The following is a 23,822-nucleotide window of genomic DNA, read 5'->3' as shown; positions in this document are numbered from 1 at the left end:
GTCTCTCCCCTCTCGTGCATACCAAAGGGGCGCCCCGGAGGGCGCCCCTGTGTCAGTGCTTGGCGGCGCTGCCGCGTGAGTCGTTTTACGCGGCTACTCGCCCGGGTTACTGTTGTGGTCGTCGACGACCCGCACCTCTCCCGTGTGAAAGAGGAAGTAGTCGGCGTGCTTGTCGCCGTGCGTCAGCGCGAAGTCGACACGCTCCTCCGGGTCCGTGCTGTAGTCCGCAGGGTCGTACTCCAGAATTCCCGTGAAGGTGACGGTGCGCTTCACGCTGCCTCCCTTAGCTCCTCGTCTATGTCGCACCAGCGGTCGTAGTCGGCATCCTGGAGCGCCTCCTCCATGATCTTCAGCCGAGTCACGAGCCTGACGTCCGTCCGCACGTCCCTCACGACGTAGCCGTCGGCCGTCCCCTTCATGCGCCGCTTCACCACCGCGCACCCGAAGGGCTGGCCGGCGTGGATGGCTTCGCGGTTGGCCTGCGCGATGTAGTCGGCGAGGGTGATGGACTTCTCTGCCTTCAGCTCTGCCGCGTGGAGGAAGTACCCATCCACGTCACCGATGTCCTTCGCGCCCATCTGCACATTGCGACGTGCGTCGGGGTTGTGGTGCTCGCGAAGGTATGCGACGAACGCCGACTCCCAGGCGGTTCCCTTGGCCTTACTGGGGTTGGTCATTCAGCCTCCAGGGAAGTTCGTCGGCGGGGGTGCCGGACTCGACGCGGAACAGGAGCGACCACCCGTCGGCCGTGCGCTCATAGATCTCCCCGCCTCGAACCGTCCGACCCCAGCCCAGGTAGCCAACCGCGAGCTTCGCCAGTCCTAGACCCGCGTGGTATTTCACCTCCGGACGTCGATCCGGGACGATCGACGCGAACGGCTCAGCCCGCAGCCGACTCCGGTACGGCGCGCACTGCGCCTCCATGGAGTTGTCGGCGTCCATGATCCTCACCCTTCCTCCGTCTCCCTCATCAGTTCCTCCGTGATCCACGAGGCGTACACGCTTCGCGGCTTGTCGAACTCGACGGGCTCCATGTCGGGGAGGGCGTGGACGATGCGCATGTTGGGCTCACGGACGTTCACTCGACTTCCTCCCACACAGCCGGAGCACGGTCGATGGTGAACACCGAACTGTCGGCCATCGGCGACCGTCGTTCACGGCTGCGCGTCCCACGGGCCGCCGAAAGCGCGGTGTACGGGCCGTAGACGATCACGCCCGTTGAACCGTCAGACCGTGTCCAGCGCTCGACGACACGGAACACCTCGTTGTCTTCGATGCCGATAGACCGGCTCACTGGACGTCCTCCCACGTCGTGTGAGCCCGCTGGATACAGCCGCTCACCACGTCCTTCATCGGCTCGCCGTAGGCGTCTACCGTGTGGAACGTGAGCTGCCCGCGGGCGGTGCCTACGGCGTTGTACGGACCGTAGGCCGTGGTGTACTCCGGGCCGTCCCAGAAGAACCGCGGGGAGTCGATGTTGCCCCGCTCCCAGTCGGGGTTGTCCCTGCGCTGCCGTCGGACGACGAGGACGCGGAACACCTGCTGGTCGTCGCTGACGAGGCGGCGTGCCATCAGACCTCCTCCCAACCCATCGGCCGGACCTCCGTAAGCGGGCCGTCCTGACGCTCGACGGTCTCCGCCGGGAGGATGTCGAACGGGATGACGTCCGGACCACGGTCCCTGTTCGCCGCGAACATCAGCGCGTTCGGGGATACGGCCTGCCAGACGTCACCGTCGCGGTCCCTGTAGAAGTGCCCCGGCTTGATGTCCATCAGTTCTCCTCCGTCGTGGTCAGGAAGGTGGTCAGCATGCAGCGGAAGGACAGCATGAAGTCCTCCACGTCCTCCGTCTCCACGCAGGTGATCACCTCTGCCTCGACGTTGGCTTCGAACTTCTCACGCTCGGTCATCCGGTCTCCCCTCGTCGTACAACAACCACTTGCGCACCCCGACTCAACGCAACGCCCGCCGCCTCCCAGTACTTCGGGAAGTCCTTCCTCGTCGTCGCGTCGGGGAGGATGTAGACCAGGTCACCCGGGCCGGCGCTGCGGACGTCGCCGAGTGCGGGGGACATCGCGGCGTCGATGGTGTGGAAGGCGCCGGTCACTTCAGAACCTTCGGGCCGAAGCCGTAGCCCTGGACGCGACCGTCGGCGAAGTGGACGTAAGCCTCCGGTCTGTCCGCGCCCATCCACCGGTACCGGAAGTCGTAGTCCTGAACGGCCTCGCCGTAGATGCTTGGGACCTCGTCGCCCTTGTCGGCGGCCCACTGTTCGGACCACCGGTAGCCGCAGCACGCGCAGTCGCCGTCACCGTCGAAGTAGAGGCCGATCCGCTCCGCGCGGTAGTTCGCGTGCGCGGCGTCGTCGGCCTCCACGATGACGTGGTGCGTGATGCCGCGCTCTGCGTCGAAGTCGAAGCCGCCCCCGCTGTTGTTCTGATTGAACTCGAAGAACATCGCTACCCCCTCCGTCGGATCTTCCTACGCCGAAAGCCCCCGGGACCGAAGTCACCGGGGGCTGAGGGTCAGACGCGGACGAGGGGGCCGTAGGACGCGATGGCGTCCGACAGGGTGTCGCTGTAGGCGCCGATGTACGCAGATGTGTCGCGGTTGCTACCCGCACAGTGCCCGCGGACAATGCCGGCGACGTCCTTGAAGGTCCAGTAGTCGCCGTCCTGGTCGCGGTACCTGGCCGACAGGTCGTACACCTTGCCGTCGACGACGGCGACCTTGTCGGCCGCCACCTTCTCGAAGTCCTGCGGGCGGAAGGCCCACTGAGTCATGCGGGCGCCGGCTTCGGCGTCGACCTTGACACGGATCTCAGTCCCGTAGAAGTCGGTGGTGAGCGCCTTCACGACGAAGAGGTCACCCGCCTTGACGTCGGCGTTGAATGCCTCATCCTCCAGGATGCGGACGACGTCGCCGACCTTGACGTCCTTGTCCTGCGCCGGCTCCGGGTCCACGGCCACAAGCACGCCCGCACCGTTGGAGGTGACGTCCCCACTCGCCGTCCGGGTGGCGTACCACTCATTCCCGCCATTGCGGAAGGGGCCGCCTGCGATGGTGAAGACGGTGCCGGAGAACGCGCCCTTCACCTTGTCACCGACCGTGAACTTCGCGGCCGGCGTCATGGCTTCACCGACGGCCAAGGTGAAGGGCGCGCCGTTGTAGTCCTGCTTCATCAGGTAATGATCCGGACCCGCGCTGTGCTCGAACGGGCCGAAGACGATCTCACCCTTGCCGAAAGTCCGGTGCTCCACCTTGTCGCCAACCTTGAACGCCATGGTCTCTCCTCCGTGAGTGTCTTGCGAAGGCCTCCGGATCGTCGGTGTCCGGGGGCCGTGGGGTGTGGGTTGGTCAGTCCGTGACGCGGGTGAAGGGGCCGTACTGTGCCAGGGCCTTCATCAGGGTGTCGTCGTACTCGCCGGGGGTATTGCCGAACCAGGCCACGCGCGGGACGTCGTTCACGAGCTTGATGCGGAGGGAGTCACCCTCCCGGTCTCGGTACTTCGCCGTCAGGTCGTAGACCACGCCGTCGTGCTCGTAGGTGTCTTCGCCAGTGACGGGCTCGACTTCGGCGCAGAACCAGTAGCCGTTAACCGGGTCGCCGTGGCGACCACCGTCCGCGCCGAAGGACACCTTGTAGGGCGTGGGGCCACCAGCGGTGCCGTACCCGACCAGAGTCCCCACGAGCCCGACGAACTTGCCCGGGTCGAACGATTCATCGTCCTTCACCACCCGCACCCGGTCACCAACCTTGACGGCCGGCGCCTCCACCTTCGTTAGGCTGTTCTGCGTCGGCGTCATGTGCGTGCCGTTCGGCTTCTCCACGACCCAGACGGGGTCATCGTGGTGCTCCGACTTGAACGGGCCGGCGACGAGCTTGCCGCCCTCGCCGTAGTCGTAGGTGACCACGTCGCCCACGGCGAAGGCGGGCGGCGTGGGGATGGCGGAGAGGTCGCGCTCCCTCTGAAGCCGCTCCTTCTCACCGATGCGGACCACGTAGCCGGTGTAGGTGCCGAAGGTACTCGGGAACGGCCCGTACGTGATCTCACCGTCCACCGCGCCGTTGACGCGTACCTTCTGCCCCACCTCGAAGACGTCGCTCACTTGCCCTCCCCCTTCGTGTCACCGATGACGACAACGTGTTCCGCACCGATGGTCTGTGTGGTCAGCGTCTTTCGTGCCGACACCCCCGACTCCCGGCCCGTGGGGGCGACCTTCAGCTTGGGGACGACTCGCCCGGAGGACTTGTCGCTCATCGTCTCGACGACCACGGCCTCCGTGTTGCGGACTCGGTTCCCGCGGCGGGTTGGGTAGGCCACCAGCTTGCCCGGGGCGATGACGGCCCCCGTGAAGTCCGTCAACTCAACCTTGCCCATGCTCTCTCTCCTCAGATGTGTGCCCATGATTTGCGTTGCCGGATGTAGCTGATGGTCGTCGGGGTCACCCCGTACCGCTCAGCTAGCGACTTGCCGGTCTCCCCTGCGCCGAGGGCCGCGCGGATCTCCAGGACTTGCGCGGCGGTGAGCTTGGCTGCCGCGTTGGACTCCCCGGCCCTCGATCGGTTCTCCCTGGCCCCCAGCCATCGGAGGTTGGACACGTCGTTGTTCGTGGCGTCCTCGTCGACGTGATCGCAGTCGTACCCAGGACCGGGAGGCGGGCCTTCGAACGCCCAGAGGACGAGTCGGTGAAGCGATACCTGGCGGCCGGTGCCATGCGCCCGGCTCCCCAGGGACACAGTGGCGTACCCAGAAGACCCAATCTTTGGATTCAACTCACCGCGCGGTCCGTAGACCTTGCCGTTACTGCCTACGATGTAGTTCGGGTACCCAGGTGCCGGCGCAAAGCTGACGCCACCCACTCGCCCTCCTTCTGTGCGTAGAATCGTGAGAGGCGCCGCTCCCAGTGCCGGAATCATTGGGAGCGGCGCCTTGCGTTGTGCGTGCTACATGAGCCGCTTACGCTGCCTTCGCCAGGCCCTCGTCACCCGCCGACTCAGCGGCACCGAAGACCTTGATGACGGGCTTGTTGTACGAGACGGTCTGGCCGGCGCGCGGGCCCTTCTTCGGGACGTAGGACACGTTCTCGATGGTCAGCGACGCCCGCACGGGCACGCCGTCGACGCCGCTCTCCTCGTCGCCCGCGTTGCCGTGCTTGTCGAGGTCGGCGAACAGCGGACCGAGGGCCTCCACGAGCTTCCACGAGCCGGAGTTGAAGCGGAACTTGCCCAGGTCCGGAGCGTCCGCCATGCGGAAGGTGATGTCGACGGACGGCTTCGGGCCGCGCATCTGCTGCGCCTTCAGCTTCCGCTCCGCGATCAGCGACGGGCAGCCGCAGGACTGGCCCTTGTCCTCGTCCGGGGAGAGGTAGTTGAAGCCGTCGCAGTGGTGCGTCATGCCGGCGCCCGGAACGAACTGCTTGAAGGAGGCGTCGACGCCGTCCGGCTCGATGACGATCTGAACCGTCTTGGCGTCGGTGAGGATCTCGATGTTGTCCTCACGGTCGGTCTCCCAGGACTCCGGCTCCCCGCCCAGGATCTCCGCGACCTTCTTCGCGACGGACGGGTCGCCGGTGGTGACCCGCCACTCGTTGAGTGACTCCGGCGTCTCCGTCCGCCCCGTCTTCACGAGGCGACCGGACCGGAAGCGGCCGGCGATGTCGTCGGAGAAGGAAGGCGCCTCCTTCGGAGCGGCGTCGGGGTCGGCGTCCCAGATGTTCGCGAGGTTGTTCGCCATGTGTGAGTGCCTTTCGTCGGTGACGGTGTGCGTGGTGTGTGCGGCCGTTCGGCCTTACACATGGGTTATGGGGCGCTGGCCCCCGGATGTGACACGGGACTTTCGGCGAGCTTGTAGACGGGGCCGTCCTCGTCCTCGCCGGCGTACTCCAGACGAGGCGCGTGAGTCGTTTTACGCGACGCCTCCAGCTCTGCCGCCAGGCGCTCGTACCTCTGCCGCCACCGGTCCCGGTCAGCGGTGAGATGCTCGACGGCCTCCGTCGCCATGACGGACTCGTGGGCGGCACGTCGCCGGGCGGAGAGCCAGGCGAGGCGGTAGCGGTCGCGCCGGTAGTGCGCGACCCTACGAAGGTTCTCCGTGCGAACCAGACGGGTACGCACCCGCTCCACCTCCGCCCGCGCCTCCGCCACGTCCGCGTGCATGCCGGTGCAGATGCCGTCGACGTCCGCGCCTAGCTCGTCCTCCAGCTCGACGATGCGCTCCGCCATCTCACGGGCGCCCCAACCCTGGTAGTACGTCTCGATGCGGTCGTCCCGGCTGTACTCGTCAGAGCTGTCGTAGACCTCCGGTGCTCCGTACTGCTCACCCACGAGCCAGCCTCCTCAGATCGCGATCCGTTGATGCCACGCGCTTCGGACGCAGCGCCTTATACAGGTCCCCCGGCGTGACGTCGCCCGCGAGCCGGCCGTCGTCGAAGAGATGCACGCCCGCACGGAGGTACACCTCGTCGACCAACTGACTGCAAATCATGTGCCCCGTGTCCGCCACAAACTCCCGCACCCACCGGGGTCTGATGCGGTAGTGGGCGAGCGCTATGGACGCGTAGTCGAGGAAGCTGTACGGCGTCCCGACAAGGCTCCGCGCCTCGTAGCAGATCCGCATGCGCTGCGCGGCCGTCAGGTCGAAGGCGCCCGTCGACCAGAGGACCGGCTCCGACGCCTCGTCGAGACGGATCTTCTCCGCCCCGCCCGGCATGGCTTGCACTATGTAGCCGTTGCCGACGTAGACGAAGGCGTGCTGGACGGGTGCCGCGTCGCCCACGAGGGCCTGGCCGGCAGCCACGAAGGCACCAGCCAGGCCCTTGATGCGGGTCAGAGCGAAGTCTCCACACTGCGGCACGCTCATGCTCGCCTCCCCCTTCTCTCACGAAATCGGCGGGTGTACGACGCTTCGCAGCGTCGGCACGCGCGGTAAGTAGTACCGTCGGTTCGCGTTCTGACGGCGTCGTAGGGATGGCCCTCTGGGCACGCCGCCTTCGCCCGGTTGTGCCGACCGACCCGCCCACGCCGAACGTTCTCTGCGTGGGTTACCGGATCCAAGTGCGCAGGGTTGACGCACGCTCTGTTGCCGCACGTATGGTCTAGCTCCAGGCCCGCAGGTATTTCCCCGACTTCGAGCGTGTAGGCCATGCGGTGCGCGCCCACCATGCTTCCGCAGAGGTAGAACGACCCGTATCCGTCACGGCACTTGGTGGCTGTCCACGACCAGCACCGCTCTTCGTCGTGAGCGTCGAAGTCGACCTTCGACCAGAACCGTTCCTCTACCTCCATCGAGTCCCCCACTTCGGGCCGCGGAACGTCTCCGGGACCTGCGGCGGGTAGAGGTGGGGGCGCATGATGCTCAGCACGCCGTGCTGCTGACGGACGAAGTCGGCATCCGCCTCCGGGTCGTACTGCGCAGCCCACGTCTCGAAGAGCATGCGGGCAAGGGTGTCGGTCATCGGTTCTCCTTCGTGAGTCGTGCGCGCTTTCGGTGCCGTGCGGTCCCCGGGATCGGCTCCGTCAGAAGCGGGCGGGCCGACGAGGGCCAGCCCATGACGTAGCGCGGGCGGTAGTGGGCAAACCGGAGCCTCTGAACGTGCCGACGCAGCATGCGCGTCTTCTCCCGCTCCTGCGCCAGGGCCCAACGCTGCTGCTCGTACTGGAGGATGAGCCACGTCACGCCCTCGCAGCGCTTGCACGCTGCCGCACGTCCATGCCATGGCGTCTCGCGGAACTCCTCCCGGTCCTTGCGCCGGTAGCACGACGTGCACTTGAGGACGCCCCGGTTGCCAGGGTGAGTGCGACGGAACTCGTCGCGGATGGCGTCGGCGAGGGTGTACATCATGCACCCGCCTCCCTTCTCCAGAGCCGCGCCTCTCGACGCCGGACGATGCGTCGGAACCACGGACCTTTGTCGCCCTCGTCGCCGTACCGGTGCGGCACGATTCGGCTTGCAGCTAGCAGCCCATTCGGCCGCCCAGCCCGGTCCTTACGGGTGTGCCATCGTCGGCGCCCCGTGCCGGGAACGGGTGCGCTCATTCGTCACCCTCCAGCCACTTCGCGACGCTCAGGACGTCGTACACGGACGGCTTCTCCTCGTCGCCCCACGGGAGGCCCGTGACGAGGGCGTGAGCAGACTGGAAGACGCTTGCGCGGCTCATGACGCCTTCGACCGTCGGAAGGGCGGGAGCAGGGGCGTCCTGCTGCTCTTGAGCACCCTCCGGATTGAGTGGCCCGTAGTGCTCCTCCACGAACTCCCGTGTGAACGACGACCCTTCGAAGCCGCTCACTGACGACGCGACGCACAGAAGGTGCCGCCCCTCATTGACGGCCTCCCATGTGTCGCCGTCGTGGTCGGTGTACTTCACGGCCTCGCCTCCAGTTCCTTGACTCGCGCGTCCAGGCGCGCAACCTCCTCCGTCAGGGCGACGAGGAGCGCCGCCAACTCCCGCGGGATGGGGAGGTGGCCGTTACGGTCGGATGCCATGTGGCACGACGTCTCCTGTACAACCGCCAGGGCTTGAACCGTCTCCACGCTGAGCGCCATCAGCGCACCACCTCCGGGAGGTCGTAGGGGTAGCGGCCAGCGGCACGCTTCTCCTCCGCTCGCTGCGTCGACGTGCGGAAGAGGTCGTCGAACTCCTCGCCGGCACGGCTGGCGTCGGTGCGGGGGTCCTTGGCGTGGCGGCTCATGAGGCTGTCTCCGGGTCGATCTCGTTGACGATGGCGTCGGGAATCGTCGCGGCGTCCCACCAGTCCGCGGCGTGTCCTGCTGGGGTTTCGGGGAACATGCGAATCCGCTCCGCCGCCTCGTGCTCCACGGCCGCGCGGTAGTCGTCGAGCGCGTCGAGGAGGAACAAGTTCACGTATCCCGCCTCCTCCATCGAGGCGGCGTCGATGACGGTCGACCGCGCGGTCTCCGTCCTGCCGATGGCCACCACGACGTCCCGACCAACGCCGGGGCAGTCCTCCGGACGATGCCCCGTGCGCATCGTCTTGCACGCCATGGGCGAGTGCTGGTCGCACTCGTCGACCACCTTGTCTCGGTCGACGAGGCCGCAGGGTTCGAGCGGGCAGGGGCAGGCGGCTTCGAGGTGGCCTCCGCCGCCCCAGGATCGTCCGATGTGCATCAGGGGACCTCCGGGTCGATGCGATTAGCGACGCACGCAATGGCCACACGCTGAGTCGCCTGCGGCCATGAGTCCTTCTCCGCCCGGGTGCACGCCGCCAACTCGTGCGCTACGGCGTCGTACAGCTCCTGCGCCTCCGCTTCGAGCTGCGGACGGATGCGTGCCACGTAGGCGGGGTCATCGTCGGCGTAGTGCGCCAGGATGTACGCCGTGATGGTGTAGAGGGCGCTCATGCCGCCTCGTATCCGTCGCTGTAGCCCTCGATGTAGCGCTCCTCCGCCTCGTCCGGCGTGCACCCTTCGAGCTGTCGGATCAGGTGATTCGCGTCGTCGACGGACATCTCCACCGTGGCGACGGTCCGCCCGTTCGGGGCGCGGAGGTGGATGTCCACCCAGTTGCCGATGTAGTCGACGTCGATGGTTCCGCCGTCGAATGTGGTGAACTGCACGGGCGTCGTCATGCTGCGGTCTCCTCTTCCGTCAGCTCCACGGGGATCAGGTAGCGGTCCGCTCCGCCACCTCCGGGGCGGTACATCTCGCCCAGGTTGAAGCGGGAGAGTGTGGCGTACACGCGCCGTGCGGTGTCGTCGTCGCGACCGCTGGCGAACTTCTGAAGCGTCCGCAGGATGGCTCGGCAGGCGTAGACCTCTCCGCGGTACTCGTCGACGAGGGCCGCGTTCGTCGCCTCCGCACGCTGCTTCAGGTGCTCGACGTCGACGGCTTCGTTGCCGATGCACTCGTAAAGCCTTTCTGCGTAGCCGTCGACCTTGTCGGGGTCTGCGGTCTTCTCCATCCAGTGCCGCAGCTCGCGCATTCCCGGGGTGTCCATGTGTTCTCCTCTCCTACGCACTCAGCCCCCGGCGCCGAAGCAACCGGGGGCGGTGTGGTGCGTGTGTGACTTGCGCTAGATGAGCGGGGACTCCGGGAGGCGTATCTCCTCCCATGACGTGATTCGATCGGCGTCGTCGACGTCGTTCAGCTCAAGGCCCGTCACGGCCAGGCCCTCGCCGTCGTCCAGGTAGTAACCATCCCTCGCAGCCGACTGGATAGCGGCTTCGATGGCTCGTGCGTGCTCTTCGAGGGTCACGCCTCGTCCTCCTTCAGGCGGTTCAGGAACGCAGCCGCCAGGGCGGCCGTCTCGGGGTTGGTGTAGCGAGCCACGCCCCACGCCTGGCCGGAGCCGTTGCGGCGCATCAGGTGGTGCGCGTCGTACTCCTCCCGGACGATGTAGCGTGCTCGCTCGTTGCGTGCGCGGCGCTCGTCCTCCAGCGCTGCGGCGTACTCTTCGGGGGTCACTGCTTGCCTCCCGAATCCTTGCCCGACGCCCCCAGAAGCAAGAAGGCGATGATGATGATCAGGATGATTCCTCCGCCGGCTTCCATGTCATCTCCTCTTCTTCGTCGGGGTTCGCAGTGCCGGCGCCGTCACCTTCGGGCCGGTCGGCTTCTTCACCGTCGGACGCTTCGGGGCGTCGACGTCGATCTCGTAGCACGACGGCTGCGCCGTGGAGTCCTTGAAGTCGCAGGCTGCGAGGAGCATCAGGGCTGCGACAAGGGCCAGGACGACTGCGACGCACCGTCGACAGGAGACCGTGAGTCGTTTCACGCTGCCTCCCACTTGCCGGCGTCGCGGCGGACGTCGTTCAGCGGTCCCGACGCCAGGCGTTGCGGGTTCCCGTCACGGTGGTCACTGGTCACCTTGAACACACGCCCTGACGCCGTGTGAAAGATGCAAACGCCTTCGGCGTTCTCGAAGCCAGGCGCCGCCACGGAACCGTAAGTGCGCAGGTCGTCAACGATCTGCCAGACGACGGACTCACTGAACGGGCCGACGTACAGCGTGGGGACGACGTCGATCTGGTCGATGATGTCCGACTGCTCGGCACGGGACTTCATCGACGTCCCGCTGTCCTCGTCAACGGCGTCCCAACGCGTCGTGTTGAAGAGGCTGAACCGCTTACCCTCCAGGCCGTAGCCCCGCTGGATTCCGCGGCCCCACCACTCGCCGAAGTGCAGGCCCTCCCCCAGGATGCGGACGAGGTCCGCGGCGTTGTCGTGGACCCAGCCGGCGAAGCCGTAGTTGTCGGTTGTCTTGCCCGGGGTGATGATGCGCTTCCGGGACTGGGCGGTGATGAACCAGATGTAGCCGTCGACGAAAACCTCCCCCAGCTTCAGGGGGTACGCCTCGAATACGCTGCTGGGACACAGCACGGCCGCGCCCTTCGTGATGTGGATGGCGCTGTTCGTCCCGTCCAGCTTCTCCGTCACGACGATGTCCCGGAAGAGGCGGGCAGTCTTGGGCCACGGTGTGAACTCGTGCATCTCTCTCCTCCTGTGTGCATGCGAAGCGGGGCGCCCGATGTGGACGCCCCGCGTATGTGACTGGCGCTACTTGCGGCGGAAGAGCCGTCGGGCCATGCCGGCGCCCAGGTTCCACCCGATGACGAACAGGACGGCCGTCCCGTAGCCGATCGCCGGCACGGCCAGGAAGACGCTGTGAACGGCGCCCAGGACGAGCATCAGGAGCCACGCCTCGAAGGGGATGACGGCCAGGATGCCGAGACAGGCGCCGACTACGGCGGCTCCGCTCACTGCGGTTTCCGCCTTGCGACGAGTCGTGTAGTTCACTCACTCTCCCCCTTCAGTCGGGCAATCTCCCGCGCCTGGCTGACGATGACGGCCTTCAGCTCGTCGTCGACGGGCTTCGTGAACAGTTCCGCCGGGACCTCCATGCGGATAGGTCGAAGCCCGTCGACCACCGCCGCCCGCCTGACAGCCTCGTCGCACTGAGCGGTCATGCGGTCGCGCTCTTCGGTGAGCTGCTCGATCCGGCGCAGGGCCTCGTCGAGGTCGCGCCTCAGCTCCGCACGGACGGGGTCGGCTTCTAGTATTTGGTCCCGCAGCTCGTTGAACTCCGCCTCTGAGACGACCACCCGGACAGCCTTCGGAAGCCGTCCCGCCCCAGGGCGCGGGTGGATAACCTCCATCTCGTATCCGTCGGACGGGAGGTCGATCCGCACACGTCCGCTGAGGCGGTGCCAGGCCCTCACGCTGCCCGCCTCTGCGTACCGGTGACCAGCTCTCCCCCGCTCGCGATGGGCTTGCCGATGACCTTCTTCTTCCCAGCCGTCTCCCAGTCGAAGACCTTCCGCAGAGCCAGGAAGGTCTCGAACACCTCCCGGTCGCACTTGACCGGAACGAAGGACCACCCCTCTGGCCTGACGTGGAGCACGGCTCCACCAGCAAGTTCCGGCATCGGAACCGAATCCCCCGTCTCGGCGAGGATGATCCGGTCGGCGTAGCGGTACGCGCTGAGCTGGAGGGCTACGGAGTCGTAGACCGCCTTACTCGTCTTCCAGTCCACTACCACAAGGTCACCGTCCACCTTCGCGATGGCGTCGAACGAACCGGCCACCCGGTGCGTGTCGTGCCAGATGGTTTCCTCCAGGTAGAGGAACTCCGGCTGAACCTCCTGGAGGAACTCGCGGAAGTGCCTCACGTGAGGCTTCACATCGACGTGAACGTGCCTGTCGTTCACGACCTCACCGCGGGCCAGACGCTCGAAGTAGTCGTGGGCAGTGCTGCCCAGGTCGCTCGCTGCCTGCGACTTGCGTCGGTGTGCGTTCTTCAGGTAGTCGACGGCACCCTTCGGGTCGCGCTGCACGAGCTGGGAGACGATGTCCCAGTTCTCAACGGCCGCCTCCGCGGCCTCCTTCGCTGCCCAGAAGGTCAGGAAGTCTTTGGGCAGTTGGCCCACGACGCTCGTCACGCCCGGGACCTTGATGTCCCCGTCGTCGGGGTCGATGTAGAAGCGGTTCCCGCTCCTCTTGATGGTGCTCACTCCGGCCATGTGGCTCCCTGTGTAGCTGTCCGCTGCTTACACATGGGTTATGGGGCGCCAGGCGGCGGATGTGACATGAGCCGTCGAAGATCTTTCGGCCTCCTCCCCCCTGGACAGACCAAAGGCCAAAGTGTCGAACTAACCCCTATTTTCAATTTCTCTCTACACGCGTTAGAGAAAAATGAAAGTAGGGGGTTAGTTCGACACTTTGGCATGGAGTTTGGCGCGCGGAGGAAGAGGCGGCCGTCTGACGGAAGAGGCGATCAGCCCTCCGACCTGCGCTTCTTCAAGTGCCGGCGGAGGCTGCGGACCTTGCGCTCCATCTCCGCCAGCTCCTCGTCGAGCTTGGCACGCTGGCCGTCTGTCATGTGGTCGTCGATGACGTCCGCGTTGAACTGAGCGACCAGAGCCTTCGCCGCCTGCGCTAGACGTAGGTGGTCGGCCGTCGCCTTGACGGCCAGACCCGCCACGCTCCCCTGCCGGGGAACCGCCTCCGGCTGCGCACCCTTCTTCGTCACCTGGGACGTCCGCGGGGTGGAGGACGTGACCTCAGCTGAGACCTTCGTCGCGCGAAGGATCGCGGTGTCAGTGGCGCGTCGGTCCTGCTGACGCTCCAGCGGTGACGCGTCGTGCAGTTCGAGCGCTCTGAGTTCCCGGGGCGTCAGGTGGCGCCTGAGCATGTTGCCGACGTGGTATCGAACGTTGGCCTGGAGCCTCGTCAACTGCTCCTTGTCGTCGATACTTGCTGCGCGGTACACCTCCGCCGCGTCCTGCCGGTAGACGTGGGTCCGCCCCAGCCAATCGTCATGCTGCTTCCGCAGGGCCAAGAGGACGACCGCGATGTTCTGCGCCAGTAGTGCCGGCTTGTGCTCGATAGCGGCGTACTCACGGGCGTAGGCAGCTCCACGAGCGATAAGCGCCGTCGTCGGCTCGTGCTCGATGGCTTCGAGGTCGAGAGCCTGGACGCTCGCAGCGTCGACGTGTGTCACCGTGCGCTGTCCCAGCCGGGCGACATCATCCTTCGGGCTCATTGTGACCTCTCTCAGAGACAGACCTCCGCCGTAGGCAGAGTACCGTGAAGCACTGACTTTTGGCAGACCTTACCCCACGGTAGCTCTAGATGATCACCCCTCTGTGAAATCGTTACCGCACACGCCGCACGTAATGGGGCCCTGAGCTGCGACGGTGCGGGAGACGCGGAGCTTCCGTGGCGGGTCGCACTTGCAGACCAGTGTCAGCCGGTCGACGCGACCCCTATTCGGCGTCTGCGGTAGCTCCAGGTGCGGGAGGACGAGCGGGATTGCCTCCTTCAGCGCCCGCAGGTCCTCGGCGTACCTGGCCCGGGTGTCGGCGGTCAGCACAGGCGCGTGGAACCCCTTACCACGCAGCCGCTTCGCCCCGGCCGGCCACGTCAGGCCCACCTCCTCCGCTGCGGCTAGGAACTGTTGGTTGTGGTACACGCCGTGCATGGTCGTGTCGTCGACCCCACGACACCAGCACAGGAGGTGCGCAGCGTCGTGGAGGACCGTCTCCAGGACGGCATCAGGGCCCGCCTGGAGGACATCGACGGTGATGACGAGACCGGAGACTCTCCCGTCCTTATCCCGCGTCCATCGAGTAGGGCCATGATCAAGTAGCCGGTTGGTCGGTGAGATGACTGGATTGATAGGTGGTAGCTCCTCTATGCGGGTCCTCAGGCGCTCCCATAGAGCGTCGAGGGCGGACAGTAGAGGGCCGGGTGAGGTCGGCATGCCGCGGAGTATAGGAGGTATGTCGGCCACCCCACCTCCCATGAATCGGTCAAAGCGTAAGTCGTTTTACGCGTGCATAGTGCAAGGTTCTGACCTGTTCCGCATGGTGGGCGGGTGGAGAGCAGTGCGCAATTCGAACGCGGGTTCGCTTAGCGTCTTTCGCCACAAACGCATAAAGCCCCCGCCCGTCCCATGACGTGGGACAGACGGGGGCTGAGGTGGTGCAAGTACTACTCGACGGGCGTCACCTTCCGACGCGCGCTCTCGCCGACCAGGATGGGCAGGGCGACGACGCCCACGGCGCCGATCGTCTCCGCCGTGCCGGCGTCGATGGCGGGGAAAACGACGGCCAGGGCCAGGACGAGCGACGTCAGGGCCGCACGGAGACGGACCGGTTCCTGCGCGGCGAAGATCTGGAGGGAGACCAGGGCTCGGAGGTACAGGCGGTTGAGGTGGGACCAGATACGCTTGAGCATGAGTGCCTTTCGTTAGTGGACGTGGACGGAGCGGGCGGACTCGACGGCGTAGACGTGCTCCCACAGGTCGTCAGCGGACCGAAGGAGGTCGCCAAGGTCGCCGTTGTTCCAGATGTGGAAGTCCGCGTCGTCGGCCGTCAGGGAGTTCTCCGACGCGTGGTCCATCTGCGGGACCCCGGGCCGCTCGATGTAGACGAGGTGGAAGCCGGCTCGTCGCAGGGAGGCCGCCTCGTTGGGGTACCTGACGTCGGTGATCACGCACGGGACGCCATCGTCGTTGGCGCCCATGACCTTCTTCATCGCGGCACGGAGCCAGAAGTCCTCGTCGATGTCGCGGACGGCTGCGCCGAGTTCCTGGAGGAAGCAGCGGACGATTCCGAACTCCTTCGCCCCCTCCCATCCGTGGTCGCGAACCACGGTGGACAGGTGCCGCGTTGTCACCTCGTGGTCGTACTCGTCGCAGAACCCCACGTAGGCGTTGACAATCGGGTCCACCTTCAGCGCCGCTTCCTTCAGCGCGTCGGCGAAGGCGACCCGCCGGTACCCACGGTTGTCGACGAGCCACTTGCCGGCTGTGTCTTTGCCAACTCGGGCACGCCCGATGATGCCGATGTTCATGCGTCCCTCTCCCCTCTGCGTCCTGACACGGGGGTAATGGGGCGCAGAGGGGAGGATGTGACGCGGAGGGGCAGACTTTCTTAGGACGTGAGGAGCGGGAGGATGGCGTCCGCCATGAACTGGAAGCCCGCGTCGCTCATGTGGACCGAGTCGGTGCCAGCGGCGCCGGTCCCGGCGTTCGTCCCCCAGTACCCCAGGCCGCTCCAGTACTCCCAGGAGTTCCGGCCGAGTAGCCACCAGTTGACCACCGCGCAGCCGTAGACGTCGGCCAGCGCCCGTGCCCTCAGGGCGTAGTCCTGGTACTTGAAGTTCGTCACGTCGTGCTTGCCCAGGTGCGGGACCGCGATGATGATGTCCGTGTTACCGGTGGCCGTCCCTGTGTCCTTGACGGCCTTCGTCCACTTGGCCACGTTCGCCGCCCAGACGTCCGGGTCGACGTTGGCCGCCGCGTCGTTCGGCCCTGCCGTGTAGATGCACAGGTCTGCGGGGTAGTCGACGCCACCGTTCCACGTCGAGTTGAGAGCCGTCGTGGCGTTGAGAGCGTAGGTCTCGCTCTTGGCGCCGGCTAGGGCCAGGTTGTGCACGACGACACCCGTGGTGTTCTCGCCGCTGACACCGCACACGCTGAGGTACTGTCCGCTGCTTGCGGTGCCGACCTTGATGACGACGGTGTGCGTCGTGTTGGACAGGCCCGTGATCGTGGTCACTTGGATGGCCGCCGCCCCCGACGGCTGCGCCACGGACACGTCCGCCCCGCCGTCGATGCTGTACAGCATGTTCGGGCGGGTGCCGGAGCCGACCACCGTGAAGATCTTTACGACGGTGCCGCGGGCCTTGAAACTCAAGGTGTTGCCCGTAGTGTCCGAATAGATGTAGTTCGCGCCGGGCCCGTACTTCGAGCCGCCCTGCGACCACGTGCCCGTCTGCGTGACCACTGCGCCGGCCGTCGTCCATGCGGCCAGTGCAGCAGCGTCCCCAGACGCGAGGACCGCCGACGACAGCGAGGTTTGCTGGAAGCCTGATCCGCCGTCGCCGTAGGCGCTCTGGAGGCTCGACGCCACGACACCAGGCCAGGACTTGGTGCGGGGGTTCGAGGCGTACATGCCTTGCGATGCGGAGCCACCGACGACGGCTATCGTCGCCTTCCCCGTCCCCGCTGCATCGCGCTTGGCACGCCAGAACTGGCCCCATCCAGGCGGTGCATAAATGCCTGGCGTACCTGCCGCTGGCGAGGAGGACGCGCCGATCGTGACAGTGCTGCCGTTCGCCTGGCGGACTTTCAGCACGTCGCCCTGCGCGAACAAAACGACGCCCTGAGATGGACTGGACGGCGGAGGGGTGCCGACATTCTGAATCGCCATGGCGCCGTCTGCACCACCCCCGAAGTTAGCGCTCGCGCCTAGTCGGATATTGGCGAAGGTGCTAGTTCCGCTTGTGGTCACAGCCGGCGCGTTGAGGTCGCCCGTCATCGTGCCGCCGGACGACGGAACGGCCCCGACGCTGACGGCCGTCAGGTTGACGGCTCCGGTCTGCCCGTTAACGGACGAGACGGCGCCGCTTCCTCCCCCGCCCAGGGCGACACCTGTCGGCCAGGCTCCCGCAGCCTTCGGACCATGGAGCTGCACGGCGCCGGTCGTGGTGTCGATGTAGTAGTCACCGTCGGCGCCAATGGACGCCGGGGGCGCCCCGGTCCCGCTGAGGATCTGTGAGCCGTCCTTGCCCGCAGGGCCAGTGACAATGACGTACTCACCGTCCGCCGGGTTCGCGGGGGCGACGTCGGCCAGGTCGACGGCCGTCGTCGAGGAGGGGAGGGCGATGGCGTAGCTCCGCTCAGGTGCTCGCGCCATCCGCTCCGTTACGGTGTACGTCCACTCTTCCGGCTGCATGCCGGGGACGTCGGTGGCGATCAGCGTCACCACGAAGGCGCCCTCAGCGTCCAGCGCCACCGTCGCAGCGCCCGCGCTGATGGTGTCGGCGTTGGGGAAGGTCAGGCGCGCAGGCGGCTCGAAGACCACCGTCCCCGTCAGCGGGGAGCCGTCGGGGCGGATGTAGCGGCCCGTGACGACTACCGTCGCGATGCCGGCGGGGATTGCCATCTATTCTCCTCCAGGGTTCTGCGGTCGGCCGATGAGTAGGTGCTCTGCGTCGTGGCCGGCCTGCCATTCGCGGATGCGAGAGACGCTCTCGCGGACCTCGTCCATGTCGTCGCGGACGTCGTCGATACGGGTGTTGAGCTGCGCCCCGAGGGCCGTGACGGCTTCCGCCACGGCCTCCCGGGTGACGACCCCCTCCGCCGCCACTGCGCCGCGCGTGCGGCGGGTGATGAGCGGGATGGCGGCCGTCACTGCCGCCGCTCCCATGACGCCAATGGCGCCGATGATGGCGATCAGCACTTCCATGAGGCGCTCACGCCTTGACCTTGAAGCCGCGCTTGGCGCCCAGCTTCTCCAGCGACGCCTTGCCGGGGATGCCGTCAGCCGCGGAGCCGGTGTAGCCGCACTTCTGCTGCCACTTGCGGTAGGCGGCGACAGTCGTCGAGCCGAAGGAGCCGTCGCCCGCGTAGGTCGCGGAGAGGAGACCCTCCGCCTTCAGCGCCGCTTCGACGATGCGGACGTCGGCCGCATGCGTCGTCCCGCCCTGCTTCAGGCCCGGGTCGCGACGAGCCGCAGCGATGAGGTTCGACAGGTCGACGGTCGGCGTGGCTGGCGTCGCAACCGCCTTGCTGGGCACGGTGCCCATGAGCGCCTTCAGGGACGACTCCCCCGGGACGCCGTCGGCGTCGGATCCGGAGTAGCCAAGCTTCTTCTGCCACAGGGCGTAGGACTTCGTGTCGGCGTCGCTCCACGTCGGACCGGGGCCCTCCGCGTAGGCGGAGCAGCCCTTTGCGACGAGCGCCTTGCCGACGGCCGTCACATGAGAGCCGGTGGCTCCGTAGCCGTACTCCAGGCCGTTGATGGTGACCTTGTAGCGGGCGATGGACGAGCCACTTGCGGAGCCCGACGTCCCGCCCTGGGGAGCGGTGCCGCTTCCTCCCGCAGCCTTCAGGATCGCCGCGCGGTCGATGTTGCCCGGGTCCCAGTGGTCGTTACCCGGGATGTGGCAGTGGCCGTAGTGCCCGCCCTTTGTCGCCCAGGTGGTGCGGGGACGAGACGCGCCCGGGGCGCAGGAGCCAGCAGGCCAGGTGTCCGGGACACCCCATGAGCGGATCGCCCGCATGAGTGCCGTGAAGTTCGGCCCCGGCTTCCAGTAGTTGGTGAACGGCTTGTCAGCGCGGGCCAGGACTTCGATCTGAATGCAGACCCGGCCAGTGCGGTTCGTCCTCGTCGACCCGTCGTTCTTCAGGGCGCGCGCCGACTGGTTCAGCGGGCCGTACTGACCAAGGCGGTCAGTCGTCGGGTCGTAGAGGATGTGCGGCTCCGACACGACCTTGGTCAGGTACGAGCCGACGGCGTCGAAGGCGGCGTTGCCCGCGCCGCTCTCCGTGGTGTGCCAGACGACGCGAGGCGGAGCCGACGGGGTGTCCATCGTCCCGCCGATGCTTCCGTCCCCCAGCCGCTCGGCTTCCTTGATCCAGATTTCACCCATGCGTGAACCCCTCCAGGGCATGAAAAAGGCCCCGTCGCTGCGGGGCGTGAGTGCGTGGTGTGCGGGCGTAGTTACTCGATGCTGAACTTGATGCCGTCGAGGCCGATCCAGTCGCTTTGCGAGTTCAGCGGGAGCAGGTAGTTGATCGTCCCGTCAGGGAACACGCCAACGCGAGCGTGGAAGTAGGAGACGCCGTTCTTCGTCGTCCACTGCGTGGGCTGGATGAAGTACCGGTACGCGTTGGGGCGTGCCTCCGTCGGCAGCGTTCCCAGCCGCGTTTCCGCGTTCACCGTCAGGGCGCTTCCGTTGCTCTTGGAGATGGTTCCCCGAAGGTGAACCTCACCATTCACAATTCGGTACGCGGGCCCACCTGAATTGGCGCTGTACCCGGTGGCGAACGTGAACGGCTTCCACGGTCCGGGACTCAACGGACGCCAAATGCCGTCTCCGTCCCGTCGGTCGTAGCGATCCTCAGCGTTGAGGTAGGTCACCATTCCGGGAACGGGGGCCGACTCACCAGACAACGCAGCCGCACGCGCGTTGGCATTGGCGAAACGCATGACCGTCTGCGGGACGATGCCGTTTACGATGGTCTGCGTGGCGACTTCGATGTCAGGGGCATCGCCCAGTACTGGGTACTGAATTCCCTGAGAGAATGCGTCATTTCTGGGCATGCTTGAGGCGCCTCCTCCAGCGCTTTACGAATAGGTCAGGCAAGGGCGCCGTCGACAACCCAGTTACCGTCGGAGTTCCGCGATACCTTGACTACGTCGTTAACCGCTGGAGCGGAATACGACTTCAGCCGGCGGACGCCGGGGACAGGGCCGCGGGCCGTCGAGATGTCGACGGTTCCGTCTTCATTGACGGCCGTTACAGAGGCCAGGAACCAGGAGGCGGCATGCTGCTCGACGGCCTGGAGCGCGATGCGCTGAACTGCGTCTCTGAGCTTCACGCCGCCTCCTCCTTCCCCCCACGAAGGGTGATGGCGAAGTTCGCGTCGGCCGTAAGTGGGATTGTCAGGGACTGCACAAGGAACCTTTCCTTTCGGCCTCCGTCGATGACGCGGACGATGTCGTTGCCTTCCAGCGCAGGGTTCGGCAGCGTGTCTAGGGCCGCCTCCACATTGGGCGCAATGGCGTTGAACAACTCGAAATCCGCTGCCGCTTGACAGTCGCCCGCAGTAATCCATAGGGCGGACGAAATGAATTTCGTGGACTTGCCGAAAGGGCCGCCCCATCTCGTCGGGCTGCTCAGGCTGACGTCTTTCGCCGTCGCGCTTACTGGGATTGCTCCGGAAGCGGAGTTCTCGCCCGATGCCACAACGGCGTTGTAAACGGCCGTTCGTGAGACGGAACGGGAGGAGGCGATGAGGTTGCCGCCCTCTCCGTCGGCGATGTCCCACGCAACGGCGCCGTTTACGACGTCGGGTAGGTCGGTGATTACGAAGCGGTCCTGCGCGTCGACGAATATCTCCGCACTCATCGCGCGGGCGACTTGCGTAACGGCGTCCCAACGGTCGGAGCCGGCGTCCCACGTGGCAACGGCGACGGACGGATTTCGATTGCCTGTCGTCAGGTTCGTTACCACGGCGTCGGGGAGAGTCTGGCGAATGAGTGTCGTCATTGCGTCGACGCAACCACCCATTCCCCTTGTGGTCGTTGGAACCTGGAACTTGTCGTCGATTACCGCAGACTCCATCGACGTCCCAGATACGTTCACCGGACCGAAGTGGGTATCACCAGAGGGGTTGTCGACCCGGAAGGTGCCGAGCGGGACCCACTCCTCCGCGCCGTTTGTGTAGCGGATTCCGCGGGACACGACGAGTTGCTGACCGTAGGGGGCCAGCGGGTCTATCTCGCCCCGTGGCAGAAGGGCGGGGTCCGGGACCGTCAAGGCCAACTTCCGTCGGCTCTTGCTCGCCCGGTCGACCGTGACGGACCCGGAGCTGAAGGGGAGGTCCGCGCGGAGGAGCTGCCCGGCGTAGTACGCGTCGACCTTGGCGACCATCGTGTGGGAGGTCGCCAAGGTCTGAAGGAACTGAGCGCTCACTGGGTACATAAGTGCTTCACGCTCCCGTGTAGACGTCTAGCCACGTCGAGGCGCCGGCCAGGGCCTCCGCCCACGTGGTGCCGTCGTCCTTGACGTCCTGCCATGTGCGGTCAGCGCTGCCGGTGACGCCGCCGATCGGGCGGTCCACCTCCGTCAGCGGGAGCACCCACGTGCGGTCTCGGAATTCGGCGAAGTCGACGATTGGGGCCGCGGACACGTCGCCTACGGATACGTACATGTCGTTCTCGCCCCAGCCTGGAGGCCACTGGAGGAGCAGCACGCTTCCGCTGGAGAGCACCCAGTCGAGTGCCGCCACCTCGTCCACGGTCTCTGTGATGACGGTGAGGTCGCCTGTCCGTCCTCCGCGCGCATCACTGATGACGATGGGGAGTCGTCGGCCGCGGACGGTACTGACACTCTGGCGGGCGTCCTGCTTCCACGTCGGCATGGGGGTTCCGACGGTGACTCTGCATGAGCGCTGCGGGAGGCCCGGGTCCTTCAGCCAGACGGACGTGGGATCGGCGTCCAGGGTGATGGGGTCGGAGGTGTAGGAGTACGAGCCGACCGACCCAGACGGGGCTTCGATCCGTATTCGCCACTGTACGGGCACGCCTAGAGGCGTCTCGTAGTCCGTAATGACGGCGGAGTCGCCCGTGATGGTCTGGGCGGTAAGGTCACCGGCCCATCCGCGAACAGGCTGTGCCGCCTGGCCGCCGACGATCCGTGTCAGAGACCATGTCCACGTCGGCCCGCCCGTTGCCAGCCCGCGGACGGTGACCGCTGCGCCTCCGCCCCCCGCCGCAGCCGCCTTCGCCGTCAAGCCGCCTTCCGAGAAGGCAACGCTGTCCAGGTACCAGACGTCACCTGCGGAGGCGTCAGGGATGATGAACGAGAGCCGTGCGGACACCGCCTCGTCGGGGGCCAGGTCACCCATGGCGCTGACCAGCCAGGCATCAGGACGTCCTCCCCACGCCTGCCACCGTGTGCGGACCGGGTCACCGTTGGAGTTCAGCCACTCGACTTGAGTGCGGTAGACGCGTGTGTCGGCCTGCCGGCTGATCGGTCGAAACTGGTACCCAACGCCAGCCACCACAGGTACGGGGCTCGTCACCGTCGCAGTGATAGCCCCGCCTGTGCCGACAAGTCGAAGGGCGTAGTCGCCGTTTATTGCCTGCGCCGACGACTGGGAAGCAGTGGCCCCCGTCACCGTCCATCCGGAGATGTCCTGTTCCATACTGGCCGTGCTGTACGGCAGGAGGTTTCCGGGCAGTACAAGTGTGCTTGTCGGCGCCAGAACCAGACGGTCACAGACCCAAGACTGTCCAGACGCTGTTGCCGTCGGGCTGATCTGGAGGCGAGCGGAGGCCGCACCGGGCGGGGCAACGGCCACGACGTTGCACCGCGTCCATCCGCCTGTCGCGGGTGTCCAGGGTGCCGTGGAGGTGGATACCGTCGAACCGTCTGCCGCCCTCCACTGGATAGCCACGCGGAAGGTGGTTCCCGCCTGCGCGGGAGTGACGTTGCACGACCCCACGTACTCGGCACCGGGCGTAACAGCCGGCGTCGCCTGACTCTGTACCAGGACGGAGCCGCTGGCGTTGGCAGTGATGCGAAGCGCCTGATACCACGTGTACGAAGACGGTGAGATGGACAGCGCAGCGTTCGTCTGTGCGCCCCACCCGCTCGCATCGATCTCCACCGACTCTGTGTTGTACGGCAGGAGGTTGCCCGTCGACAGGAGTGGGACGCCCAGGTACGCACGGTCAGCGAACCAACTCTGATTGGTGGCCGTCGCTGTCACACGGAGGACGACAAGGGCCGTCGCCGTGCCAGCAGGGGCAACACCGGTAGCCGCTACCTGATGCCAGGTAGCGGACGGAGCGGTAATGAGAGGCCCCTGAGTCGTGCTTATCAGGGTCCCGCCAGAGTTGTACCAGCGGATTTCGAGCCGGGACTGGGCCCCAGCGGCGGGGGGGAAGATGGAGGCGCAGCCCCAGTACTCCGCCCCCGCCGTCACGGCAACCCGCGTTGCCAGTCCGACTTGGCAATCCCCGGTCGATGCGCTCTTGAAGAGCAGACAGAAGGACCCGGCGGTCCCCCCGTTGCCTCGCGCGAGCCCCGTGGCGTTGACCAGGGCCGACCACGCAGAGGCGTCAGTCTCGACGCTTTCCGCGTTCTCCGGCAGTAGGTTGCCGATGATGGCCACTACTCGACAACCTCCCCCGGGACGGGGTACGTCGGACCATCGGTGATCGGGCTGCCGTCCTCCGACGGAGGCATGGTGGGCACGATCGGCGGTTCCGGCTCCACGGGCTCCGGCTCGTACTCCATGATGGGCGGGACCACAACGCCCTCAGTCGGCGTTTCGTCGGGCAT

46 protein-coding genes are annotated in these 23,822 nt (G+C 66.5%); all 46 read right to left on the bottom strand.

Features of this window, described 5'->3' with window-relative positions:
- Positions 1 to 93 precede the first annotated feature (93 nt).
- The 46 genes from GTW67_RS13955 to GTW67_RS13760 all read right to left on the bottom strand — a co-directional run bounded on the left by GTW67_RS13955 (position 94) and on the right by GTW67_RS13760 (position 23,822).
- A complete protein-coding gene (locus tag GTW67_RS13955; protein WP_161165127.1) occupies positions 94 to 273 on the bottom strand; it encodes a hypothetical protein in 180 nt (59 codons plus the stop codon).
- The gene (locus tag GTW67_RS13950; protein WP_161165126.1) at positions 270 to 677 is read right to left on the bottom strand and encodes a hypothetical protein; all 408 of its coding nucleotides are present in this window, start codon (positions 675 to 677) and stop codon (positions 270 to 272) included. Before GTW67_RS13950 ends, GTW67_RS13955 begins: the two co-directional genes overlap by 4 nt.
- Positions 661 to 942, bottom strand: coding sequence for a hypothetical protein (locus tag GTW67_RS13945; RefSeq protein ID WP_161165125.1), 282 nt, complete (start codon positions 940 to 942; stop codon positions 661 to 663). Before GTW67_RS13945 ends, GTW67_RS13950 begins: the two co-directional genes overlap by 17 nt.
- Before the next feature lie 5 nt (positions 943 to 947).
- A complete protein-coding gene (locus GTW67_RS38170) occupies positions 948 to 1,082 on the bottom strand; it encodes a hypothetical protein (RefSeq protein WP_272920495.1) in 135 nt (44 codons plus the stop codon).
- Positions 1,079 to 1,294, bottom strand: a complete 216-nt coding sequence (locus GTW67_RS13940; RefSeq protein WP_161165124.1) for a hypothetical protein — start codon at positions 1,292 to 1,294, stop codon at positions 1,079 to 1,081. The genes GTW67_RS38170 and GTW67_RS13940 overlap by 4 nt, the downstream gene beginning before the upstream one ends.
- Positions 1,291 to 1,572, bottom strand: a complete 282-nt coding sequence (locus GTW67_RS13935; protein ID WP_161165123.1) for a hypothetical protein — start codon at positions 1,570 to 1,572, stop codon at positions 1,291 to 1,293. The genes GTW67_RS13940 and GTW67_RS13935 overlap by 4 nt, the downstream gene beginning before the upstream one ends.
- A complete protein-coding gene (locus GTW67_RS13930; protein ID WP_161165122.1) occupies positions 1,572 to 1,772 on the bottom strand; it encodes a hypothetical protein in 201 nt (66 codons plus the stop codon). The genes GTW67_RS13935 and GTW67_RS13930 overlap by 1 nt, the downstream gene beginning before the upstream one ends.
- Positions 1,772 to 1,909 (bottom strand): hypothetical protein, encoded by a 138-nt coding sequence (locus GTW67_RS13925; RefSeq protein ID WP_161165121.1) that lies wholly within the window; start codon positions 1,907 to 1,909, stop codon positions 1,772 to 1,774. The genes GTW67_RS13930 and GTW67_RS13925 overlap by 1 nt, the downstream gene beginning before the upstream one ends.
- A complete protein-coding gene (locus GTW67_RS36985; RefSeq protein ID WP_202437209.1) occupies positions 1,906 to 2,106 on the bottom strand; it encodes a hypothetical protein in 201 nt (66 codons plus the stop codon). Before GTW67_RS36985 ends, GTW67_RS13925 begins: the two co-directional genes overlap by 4 nt.
- Positions 2,103 to 2,456: a DUF7296 family protein gene (locus tag GTW67_RS13920; RefSeq protein WP_161165120.1), complete on the bottom strand. Its 354-nt coding sequence runs from the start codon at positions 2,454 to 2,456 to the stop codon at positions 2,103 to 2,105. The genes GTW67_RS36985 and GTW67_RS13920 overlap by 4 nt, the downstream gene beginning before the upstream one ends.
- A gap of 68 nt (positions 2,457 to 2,524) precedes the next feature.
- The gene (locus tag GTW67_RS13915; RefSeq protein WP_161165119.1) at positions 2,525 to 3,283 is read right to left on the bottom strand and encodes a phiSA1p31-related protein; all 759 of its coding nucleotides are present in this window, start codon (positions 3,281 to 3,283) and stop codon (positions 2,525 to 2,527) included.
- Positions 3,284 to 3,356: 73 nt separating this feature from the next.
- Positions 3,357 to 4,109, bottom strand: coding sequence for a phiSA1p31-related protein (locus tag GTW67_RS38345; RefSeq protein ID WP_161165118.1), 753 nt, complete (start codon positions 4,107 to 4,109; stop codon positions 3,357 to 3,359).
- The gene (locus GTW67_RS13905) at positions 4,106 to 4,381 is read right to left on the bottom strand and encodes a hypothetical protein (protein ID WP_161165117.1); all 276 of its coding nucleotides are present in this window, start codon (positions 4,379 to 4,381) and stop codon (positions 4,106 to 4,108) included. Before GTW67_RS13905 ends, GTW67_RS38345 begins: the two co-directional genes overlap by 4 nt.
- An 11-nt stretch (positions 4,382 to 4,392) precedes the next feature.
- Entirely contained in the window at positions 4,393 to 4,920 is a 528-nt protein-coding gene (locus GTW67_RS38165) for an HNH endonuclease (RefSeq protein ID WP_272920494.1), read from the bottom strand.
- Between the two features lie 40 nt (positions 4,921 to 4,960).
- Entirely contained in the window at positions 4,961 to 5,737 is a 777-nt protein-coding gene (locus GTW67_RS13895) for a recombination directionality factor (RefSeq protein ID WP_161165115.1), read from the bottom strand.
- 65 nt (positions 5,738 to 5,802) lie between these two features.
- Positions 5,803 to 6,327 carry a hypothetical protein gene (locus GTW67_RS13890; protein ID WP_161165114.1) on the bottom strand — a complete coding sequence of 175 codons (525 nt, stop codon included), beginning with the start codon at positions 6,325 to 6,327 and terminating at the stop codon, positions 5,803 to 5,805.
- Entirely contained in the window at positions 6,320 to 6,862 is a 543-nt protein-coding gene (locus GTW67_RS13885) for a hypothetical protein (RefSeq protein ID WP_161165113.1), read from the bottom strand. Before GTW67_RS13885 ends, GTW67_RS13890 begins: the two co-directional genes overlap by 8 nt.
- A complete protein-coding gene (locus GTW67_RS38510; RefSeq protein ID WP_524539780.1) occupies positions 6,859 to 7,146 on the bottom strand; it encodes an HNH endonuclease in 288 nt (95 codons plus the stop codon). Before GTW67_RS38510 ends, GTW67_RS13885 begins: the two co-directional genes overlap by 4 nt.
- 131 nt (positions 7,147 to 7,277) lie before the next feature.
- Complete coding sequence (locus GTW67_RS13875) at positions 7,278 to 7,457, bottom strand: hypothetical protein (RefSeq protein ID WP_161165111.1); 180 nt, start codon at positions 7,455 to 7,457, stop codon at positions 7,278 to 7,280.
- On the bottom strand, positions 7,454 to 7,843 hold the full coding sequence (locus tag GTW67_RS13870) for a hypothetical protein (RefSeq protein WP_161165110.1): 390 nt from the start codon (positions 7,841 to 7,843) through the stop codon (positions 7,454 to 7,456). The genes GTW67_RS13875 and GTW67_RS13870 overlap by 4 nt, the downstream gene beginning before the upstream one ends.
- A 190-nt stretch (positions 7,844 to 8,033) precedes the next feature.
- Positions 8,034 to 8,366: a hypothetical protein gene (locus tag GTW67_RS36980; protein ID WP_202437208.1), complete on the bottom strand. Its 333-nt coding sequence runs from the start codon at positions 8,364 to 8,366 to the stop codon at positions 8,034 to 8,036.
- A complete protein-coding gene (locus tag GTW67_RS38160) occupies positions 8,363 to 8,485 on the bottom strand; it encodes a hypothetical protein (RefSeq protein WP_272920493.1) in 123 nt (40 codons plus the stop codon). The genes GTW67_RS36980 and GTW67_RS38160 overlap by 4 nt, the downstream gene beginning before the upstream one ends.
- A 59-nt stretch (positions 8,486 to 8,544) precedes the next feature.
- Positions 8,545 to 8,691: a hypothetical protein gene (locus GTW67_RS13865; protein WP_161165109.1), complete on the bottom strand. Its 147-nt coding sequence runs from the start codon at positions 8,689 to 8,691 to the stop codon at positions 8,545 to 8,547.
- Positions 8,688 to 9,128, bottom strand: a complete 441-nt coding sequence (locus tag GTW67_RS36975; protein WP_202437199.1) for a hypothetical protein — start codon at positions 9,126 to 9,128, stop codon at positions 8,688 to 8,690. The genes GTW67_RS13865 and GTW67_RS36975 overlap by 4 nt, the downstream gene beginning before the upstream one ends.
- The gene (locus tag GTW67_RS13860; protein WP_161165108.1) at positions 9,128 to 9,361 is read right to left on the bottom strand and encodes a hypothetical protein; all 234 of its coding nucleotides are present in this window, start codon (positions 9,359 to 9,361) and stop codon (positions 9,128 to 9,130) included. Before GTW67_RS13860 ends, GTW67_RS36975 begins: the two co-directional genes overlap by 1 nt.
- Positions 9,358 to 9,588, bottom strand: a complete 231-nt coding sequence (locus GTW67_RS13855; protein ID WP_161165107.1) for a hypothetical protein — start codon at positions 9,586 to 9,588, stop codon at positions 9,358 to 9,360. Before GTW67_RS13855 ends, GTW67_RS13860 begins: the two co-directional genes overlap by 4 nt.
- Complete coding sequence (locus GTW67_RS13850; protein WP_161165106.1) at positions 9,585 to 9,956, bottom strand: hypothetical protein; 372 nt, start codon at positions 9,954 to 9,956, stop codon at positions 9,585 to 9,587. Before GTW67_RS13850 ends, GTW67_RS13855 begins: the two co-directional genes overlap by 4 nt.
- 75 nt (positions 9,957 to 10,031) lie before the next feature.
- The gene (locus tag GTW67_RS13845; RefSeq protein ID WP_161165105.1) at positions 10,032 to 10,214 is read right to left on the bottom strand and encodes a hypothetical protein; all 183 of its coding nucleotides are present in this window, start codon (positions 10,212 to 10,214) and stop codon (positions 10,032 to 10,034) included.
- On the bottom strand, positions 10,211 to 10,423 hold the full coding sequence (locus GTW67_RS13840) for a hypothetical protein (RefSeq protein WP_161165104.1): 213 nt from the start codon (positions 10,421 to 10,423) through the stop codon (positions 10,211 to 10,213). Before GTW67_RS13840 ends, GTW67_RS13845 begins: the two co-directional genes overlap by 4 nt.
- 87 nt (positions 10,424 to 10,510) lie before the next feature.
- Entirely contained in the window at positions 10,511 to 10,666 is a 156-nt protein-coding gene (locus GTW67_RS13835) for a hypothetical protein (protein ID WP_161165103.1), read from the bottom strand.
- Between the two features lie 62 nt (positions 10,667 to 10,728).
- On the bottom strand, positions 10,729 to 11,448 hold the full coding sequence (locus GTW67_RS13830; RefSeq protein WP_161165102.1) for an RNA ligase family protein: 720 nt from the start codon (positions 11,446 to 11,448) through the stop codon (positions 10,729 to 10,731).
- A gap of 66 nt (positions 11,449 to 11,514) precedes the next feature.
- Positions 11,515 to 11,754 (bottom strand): hypothetical protein, encoded by a 240-nt coding sequence (locus GTW67_RS13825; protein ID WP_161165101.1) that lies wholly within the window; start codon positions 11,752 to 11,754, stop codon positions 11,515 to 11,517.
- Complete coding sequence (locus GTW67_RS13820; RefSeq protein WP_161165100.1) at positions 11,751 to 12,146, bottom strand: hypothetical protein; 396 nt, start codon at positions 12,144 to 12,146, stop codon at positions 11,751 to 11,753. Before GTW67_RS13820 ends, GTW67_RS13825 begins: the two co-directional genes overlap by 4 nt.
- Before the next feature lie 26 nt (positions 12,147 to 12,172).
- A complete protein-coding gene (locus GTW67_RS13815; protein WP_161165099.1) occupies positions 12,173 to 12,976 on the bottom strand; it encodes a PD-(D/E)XK nuclease family protein in 804 nt (267 codons plus the stop codon).
- 254 nt (positions 12,977 to 13,230) lie between these two features.
- Positions 13,231 to 13,998 (bottom strand): hypothetical protein, encoded by a 768-nt coding sequence (locus tag GTW67_RS13810; RefSeq protein ID WP_161165098.1) that lies wholly within the window; start codon positions 13,996 to 13,998, stop codon positions 13,231 to 13,233.
- Positions 13,999 to 14,091: 93 nt separating this feature from the next.
- A complete protein-coding gene (locus GTW67_RS13805; protein ID WP_161165097.1) occupies positions 14,092 to 14,718 on the bottom strand; it encodes a hypothetical protein in 627 nt (208 codons plus the stop codon).
- Between the two features lie 230 nt (positions 14,719 to 14,948).
- Positions 14,949 to 15,194: a hypothetical protein gene (locus tag GTW67_RS13800; RefSeq protein WP_161165096.1), complete on the bottom strand. Its 246-nt coding sequence runs from the start codon at positions 15,192 to 15,194 to the stop codon at positions 14,949 to 14,951.
- 12 nt (positions 15,195 to 15,206) lie between these two features.
- Positions 15,207 to 15,812 (bottom strand): deoxynucleotide monophosphate kinase family protein, encoded by a 606-nt coding sequence (locus GTW67_RS13795; protein ID WP_202437198.1) that lies wholly within the window; start codon positions 15,810 to 15,812, stop codon positions 15,207 to 15,209.
- An 80-nt stretch (positions 15,813 to 15,892) separates the two neighbouring features.
- Positions 15,893 to 17,908, bottom strand: coding sequence for an SGNH/GDSL hydrolase family protein (locus tag GTW67_RS13790; protein ID WP_161165095.1), 2,016 nt, complete (start codon positions 17,906 to 17,908; stop codon positions 15,893 to 15,895).
- Positions 17,909 to 18,211 carry a hypothetical protein gene (locus GTW67_RS13785; RefSeq protein WP_161165094.1) on the bottom strand — a complete coding sequence of 101 codons (303 nt, stop codon included), beginning with the start codon at positions 18,209 to 18,211 and terminating at the stop codon, positions 17,909 to 17,911. It abuts the gene before it with no gap.
- A gap of 7 nt (positions 18,212 to 18,218) precedes the next feature.
- A complete protein-coding gene (locus GTW67_RS13780) occupies positions 18,219 to 19,397 on the bottom strand; it encodes a peptidoglycan-binding protein (RefSeq protein ID WP_161165093.1) in 1,179 nt (392 codons plus the stop codon).
- 71 nt (positions 19,398 to 19,468) lie between these two features.
- Positions 19,469 to 20,071, bottom strand: a complete 603-nt coding sequence (locus GTW67_RS13775) for a hypothetical protein (RefSeq protein ID WP_161165092.1) — start codon at positions 20,069 to 20,071, stop codon at positions 19,469 to 19,471.
- A 35-nt stretch (positions 20,072 to 20,106) separates the two neighbouring features.
- A complete protein-coding gene (locus GTW67_RS36970) occupies positions 20,107 to 20,349 on the bottom strand; it encodes a hypothetical protein (RefSeq protein WP_202437207.1) in 243 nt (80 codons plus the stop codon).
- The gene (locus tag GTW67_RS13770) at positions 20,346 to 21,422 is read right to left on the bottom strand and encodes a DUF5047 domain-containing protein (RefSeq protein ID WP_237518841.1); all 1,077 of its coding nucleotides are present in this window, start codon (positions 21,420 to 21,422) and stop codon (positions 20,346 to 20,348) included. Before GTW67_RS13770 ends, GTW67_RS36970 begins: the two co-directional genes overlap by 4 nt.
- Positions 21,423 to 21,462: 40 nt before the next feature.
- Positions 21,463 to 23,652 (bottom strand): hypothetical protein, encoded by a 2,190-nt coding sequence (locus GTW67_RS13765; RefSeq protein ID WP_161165090.1) that lies wholly within the window; start codon positions 23,650 to 23,652, stop codon positions 21,463 to 21,465.
- Positions 23,652 to 23,822 (bottom strand): hypothetical protein, encoded by a 171-nt coding sequence (locus tag GTW67_RS13760; RefSeq protein WP_161165089.1) that lies wholly within the window; start codon positions 23,820 to 23,822, stop codon positions 23,652 to 23,654. Before GTW67_RS13760 ends, GTW67_RS13765 begins: the two co-directional genes overlap by 1 nt.

This window comes from Streptomyces sp. SID5910 (assembly GCF_009862125.1).
GTDB lineage: Bacteria > Actinomycetota > Actinomycetes > Streptomycetales > Streptomycetaceae > Streptomyces.
Note: the sequence above shows the minus strand (reverse complement) of the source record. Positions and strands in the feature narration are given on the sequence as shown.